The organism is Paraburkholderia elongata (genome assembly GCF_013177735.1).
Taxonomy (GTDB): Bacteria; Pseudomonadota; Gammaproteobacteria; order Burkholderiales; family Burkholderiaceae; genus Paraburkholderia; species Paraburkholderia elongata.
Genome location: NZ_WOEZ01000062.1, coordinates 1 through 5,481, shown reverse-complemented (window position 1 = coordinate 5,481; position 5,481 = coordinate 1). Strand labels below are relative to the sequence as shown.

At 56.7% G+C, this 5,481-nt stretch carries 4 protein-coding genes and 2 pseudogenes; 1 reads left to right on the top strand and 5 read right to left on the bottom strand.

Translation table 11 applies throughout. The features are described 5' to 3' along the window. Window positions 1-147 precede the first annotated feature (147 nt). Together GNZ13_RS12960 and GNZ13_RS12955 are read right to left on the bottom strand one after the other, a co-directional pair. The gene (locus GNZ13_RS12960; protein WP_216674820.1) at window positions 148-579 is read right to left on the bottom strand and encodes a recombinase family protein; all 432 of its coding nucleotides are present in this window, start codon (window positions 577-579) and stop codon (window positions 148-150) included. Window positions 580-722: 143 nt separating this feature from the next. Next, window positions 723-1,016: a hypothetical protein gene (locus tag GNZ13_RS12955; RefSeq protein WP_172164539.1), complete on the bottom strand. Its 294-nt coding sequence runs from the start codon at window positions 1,014-1,016 to the stop codon at window positions 723-725. 143 nt (window positions 1,017-1,159) lie between these two features. Between GNZ13_RS12955 and GNZ13_RS12950 the strand changes: the two are divergent. Then, window positions 1,160-1,681 (top strand): annotated as a pseudogene (locus GNZ13_RS12950) (reverse transcriptase family protein); the annotation flags it as partial. Between the two features lie 87 nt (window positions 1,682-1,768). Here the strand turns inward: GNZ13_RS12950 and GNZ13_RS12945 are convergent. The 3 genes and pseudogenes from GNZ13_RS12945 to GNZ13_RS52265 form a co-directional block, all read right to left on the bottom strand. Next, on the bottom strand, window positions 1,769-3,343 hold the full coding sequence (locus GNZ13_RS12945) for a type VI lipase adapter Tla3 domain-containing protein (protein ID WP_236001977.1): 1,575 nt from the start codon (window positions 3,341-3,343) through the stop codon (window positions 1,769-1,771). Between the two features lie 122 nt (window positions 3,344-3,465). Beyond that, window positions 3,466-5,328 (bottom strand): T6SS effector phospholipase Tle3 domain-containing protein, encoded by a 1,863-nt coding sequence (locus tag GNZ13_RS12940; RefSeq protein ID WP_236001976.1) that lies wholly within the window; start codon window positions 5,326-5,328, stop codon window positions 3,466-3,468. 7 nt (window positions 5,329-5,335) lie between these two features. Then, window positions 5,336-5,481 (bottom strand): annotated as a pseudogene (locus GNZ13_RS52265) (IS30 family transposase); the annotation flags it as partial.

Sequence of the window (5,481 nt, the reverse complement as noted above, 5' to 3'; positions counted from 1 at the left end):
ACGTGTAGATCCGTTGGAGAAGCTCGATGCTATTGAGGCGGTATTGCCTCCTGGCCTGCGTCGCGGCCGATTCAAGGCGCCGGACGCGCTGATCACCTCATTGTTCGAGCCCGGATAATGCAGAGTGGAGTACTGTTGAGATGCAAGCTACGCCGCCACTTTGGCGGTGTGGCTTCGCATAATCCCGCACTCCGCATCATCGGCGATCATGCCCTGGAACTGCAACAGCAACTGATCTTCCGGCGTTCCCGAGTGCGGCGCCTTGATGAATATCACCCCGTGACGGGCCAATTCCTCAATGAGCAACACCTGGTAGGCATATTTGCGGCTCAGGCGATCGGGGGCGAGCGCCAGCACTGCCTGAATCTCGCCCGCCGCCGCCAGATCGCGTACCCGCTCCAGTCCGGGTCTCACCAGGCTTGCGCCGCTGTAGCCTTCGTCCTGGAAGACCCACTCATCCGGAACGCTGTAGCCTTCGCTTCGGGCAAACTCCACCAGCGCCGCCGTCTGACTGGCGATGGTCTTCTCCTCCTTCTGTTGATCGGACGACACCCGGGCGTAGATCGCGGCAACCTTCATCAGTCTCTCCACTCAGTCCAGTTTGCTCGCCAGTGCGGCGCACACGATCCGGCACCAGGATCTCATAGGCCTGCTCGAGCTTCCTTGCCAGCAGGCGGTCAAACGTATATTCCAGGTCAACGTGCCGACTGCGTGGACGTCGATCAGCCACGCCCGCCTGCCGTCGCTAGCAAAGCACAGACAGCACGTGTGAGCGTTTCGCCCATCGTTAAATCATTGGCCTGCGCATACGCCCGCAATGTGACAGCAACGGCCGCAGGAACCTTGAGCGTGATGGGAATGGTGGGCTCGGCCACGGCTACCGGAGACGACATGTGCTGCGCCGCTTGCAGGTAACGGTAGGCTTGGCGCCGTGAAATCCTGTGCTGCTCGGCCATGGCTTCGGCGGCCTCGTTGAGGCTGCGGCCATCGGCAAGCAGATGAAAGGCGGCATTCAAACGCTGAGCCCTTTCGGAGAGAGTCGAGCGCGACATATGACATTTTTATATTACTTCTTGTGACGCAAATCAAGGACTGAATCGGACCGGCACAACGGAATCTGCCGCTCAAACTCAAAGTTATCTTTTGCGTCCATGGCGTGACTTCGCCTGCGCTGGCGAATCTGTGTGCTTTTCGGTTGGATCTGCGGCTGGCGGGGTTGGCGCGGTCTCTCGGCGCGACGTATACGCGCTATGCCGATGATCTGGCGTTTTCCGGTGGGGACGATCTCGCGCGGGTGGCGGAACGGCTGGAGATTCGCGTGGCGGCGATTGCTATTGAGGAAGGGTTTGCGGTCAATCTAAGGAAGACTCGCGTGATGCGTCGAGGCGCGAGGCAGCATCTGGCTGCGGTTGTGGTGAACAGTCATCCGAATCTTGCGCGGACGGAGTTCGATGCGTTGAAGGCGGTGCTGACGAATTGTGTGAGGCACGGGGCGGCTTCGCAGAATCGCGACGGGCATTCAGACTATCGGGCGCATCTCGCCGGCCGCGTCGCGCATGCTGCGATGCTAAATGCGGCAAGGGGCGCGAAGCTGAAGAGGATCTTCGATCGGATTGTGTGGAACCTTGGCTCTTCTATCACTCTGGAGGTGTCACTGCCAGTGACCACCTTGCCGCCGTGACTAGTACCGTCTCCAATACGGATCACTCCGCGCATGAATTCCTCCTCGAGTTTGATGGTCGTCATCAATGATCGCGCGCGACCTGGTCTACTGCGCGGTGATAAACGGATTCTCGCCGGCGCGAGCCACGTTTTCAGTTTTCGCAGCGGGCGGCGGCGGACTGATGATGACGATACTGGCATCCCCATTCGGACTACGATTTACAGTAGCACTTGCCCCACCTTCACTGTAGCTGGCGATCAGGCCGAGCCCTAGTTGAACCATCGGCGAGCTCACCCCAGTGTTACCAATCCGCCCGCCAATGTCATAACCCTCCTTGGCGTTTGTTAGGCTTGGGCCCGAAGGCGCGGCTTTTGCGAATGCCTGGCTTAGCGGGGCCACCCACTGTCGATCACCGGTAGTGTCGTAGAACACACGATTGATCCTCTCTCCATCAGGCAGCGCGTTCAACGCCTGCTCCCATCCAGTTATCAACGCCTCAATCTCGGCAGCGCTATTCAAGGGCTTACCATTTTCGTCAGTCAGCTTGATATCTACAGGGCGATGAACGTAGCCAAGCAACGGTGCGTCGTCAAACTGCTTAAGTTGCCAGTTCGTCCAACGCACTGGTACGTAAGGCGTAGGAGTGAATTTCCCCGGGCCTTGGTTACTTGCCACTTTCCACAGTTCCGGCAACTGCCGTTGCCACCAAACCGACTGCATGGTACCTATCGATTTTGCCGAGTCTCCCAGACCATCTGCTGCGGCCTGATGCTTGTAAAAGGCGCGAAAATCGTCGGGACCGTCCCCGTCGTTTTTCTCCCAATACAGGTTCCACAGCTTGATAACGTCATACTGCGTGCTGTCGTTGTCTACGGCTTCAGTCTGTTCTACTGCGAACGGCCTAATCGATTTATCAACTCTGTCTGACCGGGACACGAGCATTGCTACAGCGCTGTCGGGCAAGGCCGGGACAATATGGCCATTCTCCAATCTACCGCTTCCCGGGGCTTGCAAAAGTCGCCGGGTCATGGACCCATCGAGACTAAAGACTAATGCGGCAGGCACATCAGGATGCGCATCGAAGACGTCAAAGAGCCGTTGAACCATGGCGCCGCCGTCGTCCGTGTTAGCGTCGCGCTCCCAAAGAAAAAGGTGCCCCCCCAGACCAGCCTGTTGGCGGGCGGCCGCAATGTTAGCCGCGGCTCTGAAGCTGTTCGACCGGTCCTTTGGGGGACCCCATACGATTACTGGCACGGGCCACCGTTCAACCGCGCCGTGAGCCGCCTGGCCAAACGCCATCCCGGTTGCGAGTGTCAGGTCGCTCAGGCGGATGTCTGCACTGTCGGTATAGTCTTTGGGATCCTGAGACAAGAAGCTTGAGTGGTTGTCCGCCTTCGCTTCAATCTTTTTCCAGATCTCCGTATTGATGTTCTTTCCTATGACCGCTCCGAGACCACGTACTTCGAGTACAAAGCGTGGTCCAGTCAGAGCCAGCATGGCAGCCTGCTGTTGTGTGTCGTTCGACGCCATGGCCGCATGTGCGGGAGCCGCAGCTGTCAGAGGCAAAGAAACGGTCTTCGCCTGCATAGATGCACGATGCATCCACGCAAAGCTCGCTCCGTAAACGACTATCACGACGGCGAACAACGCGAGCACGCCGTTGCGGACTGTACTTCCCATGTTTGGAGCCTCCAGACCCGTGGTCTGCATGTATTGATAATGTCCGTACATTACGTGGATAACCCACGCGATTGCAGCAACTGCAAATACGGCAATGTACGGCCAAATGCGCGGCCTGGCCATCATGTCGGAAATCTCCCCCAGTCAATGACTGGTGCCGGAGGAGGGGGGGCCGGATTTTTCTCCTGCGCCTGAGTTTCGCTCGTGACAAGATCAGGCATCTTGAGCGACACAATTTTCTCGGCGGGAAACGTTCCGGATTGGTAATATTCAGCGGTAGCGTCGATCAAGTCCTTTGCATGTTTGGAAAGCCGACCATGGTTCGGGTTTAGCGCCAATGCCGCTGCGGCGGCGGAATCAAGCTTCCAATCTGCCATCCGAATGAGAAGATCCCGCCAGTCCGGATCGTCGAGGCTAACGGCTTGACCGATTGCCACATCCATTGCCGTCACCCAACGATGATTCTCGGGACTGTGCAAAACCGCAGAATGGTAGTTGTTATCGTCGCACGCGTCAGGATCGGTTTTCATCCGCTTTCGAGCTTCATTAGGTGTTTCTTCGCGCTCCACGGTAAAGCCAGGCAGGAGCGTTCTTGGTGTCACCTGCCAATTTTGCGACTGATCATTCACGTCTTTATTTGCGTTGAACGCTTCCTTATATTTATCGACGTTGAGCACAGGCAACAACGTATGTTCCACCGTTTTCCATTCAAAGGAGGCATATTTGTTGCCAAGCGCGACATCCATCAGGACGTCGTCCGGTGCCACCTGACCTGCACGATCGGCATACCCTGGCTTCGGGCCTCCGCGGACAACCTCGCCACCGTAGAGGTCAGGATCGCAGGGTGGCTTGAGCTCTTCTCCGTTGATAAACCGTATGTCATTTCTCGTGTGGGAAACCTGCGTGGCAGCGTTTACCGCCTGAGCTTTCGCGCTTCCAAGCAGAGACCAACCGGCTTCTGGTCCGACACTGAGGCGTTCGTCGGCTTCACGAATTGGCACGCGGGCAGGCGGCGTTCCGACCAGCACTCTCTTATATTTTCCGTCAAAGTTTTGATCGCGCTCCATGCGCGTCCACATCCGCTGGTAGAAGCGTTTGTTTTTCAACTCCTCCATGGCTGGCAATTTTTCGTCGTAACTTTGTGGCCGTGTCCGATTCGGATCCCAATAATACGTATTGGTGTGCACGTAGTCCGGCACCCCGTACGTGCCAATACCACGAATATTTGACAACGCGACAACTGTGTCTTCGGGACAGAAATAGAGATACACCTTACCGCGGTTGTCGCGCTCGTCGAACGTGATCCAGTTCTTGCCACTCTTGTCTTTGCGCGTCCCTTTCGTAGGCGTCCACCCTTTCCCCGCGCGCCCGCCGTGCCGCTCATGCGCGATGAGAAATTCAGCCAGCTGTGGAACCGAGTAAGGCTGCTTTGTTACTTCGTTGACGATATCAACGAGCGTCTTGAGTTTTGCTCTCGCAGTTTGAGAAGATTCCTCCGTCGTGTAAACACTGTATGGGCTGTCCACCATGATTACGCAGTCGGCGCAACGCTGCCCACGCTGAGCAAGCAGCGCCTGAGCCAGAAGAGTAATAATCGTCCCCTGGCTATGTCCCAGCACAGTAATGGTGTCGTTGATGGGCTTTAAATTCGCCGCACTCGCAGCGCCGGAAGGTTCGATGCTTCGAATGGTGCCGATCAAGGTTGCTAGACGTTCGGCCGCAAGCACAAAGTACCGACGCTCCGGTGCATCTGCGATATAGACGTAATTGCCAGAGGCTCCCGTATATGTTGCAGCCTTCCCTTTGAACGGTGCCTTAAATCCGGCGCCATACATGTCCGGAATGTTGTTGGTCGCGTTCGCGAAGAACCCGCCTGCCTTGGCGAAATGTTTGTCCAGCCGGTTGCCTTTTTTATCCTGATACTGACCACGAACCCTGACGTCTTTATTGTTTTTATCTTTGGCGGTTTCAAGCGTGAAGCGCAACAGGGGGTTAATGAACGAAAGCTGAGGTTATCGAAGCGGTTGCGAGCATACGTTCGAACACCTCGAATGGCGAATGAAATGCATGGGTAGCACGCGGTCGGCTGTTGAGGCTGTCGGCAATGGCATCGAGTTCGTCCTGGCTGTAGATCGAGA

What these genes read in the sequence shown, in the direction of transcription:
- GNZ13_RS12960 (WP_216674820.1), bottom strand. Translation starts at nt 579, where the DNA reads ATGAAGGTTGCCGCGATCTACGCCCGGGTGTCGTCCGATCAACAGAAG.
- GNZ13_RS12945 (WP_236001977.1), bottom strand. Translation starts at nt 3,343, where the DNA reads ATGGGAAGTACAGTCCGCAACGGCGTGCTCGCGTTGTTCGCCGTCGTG.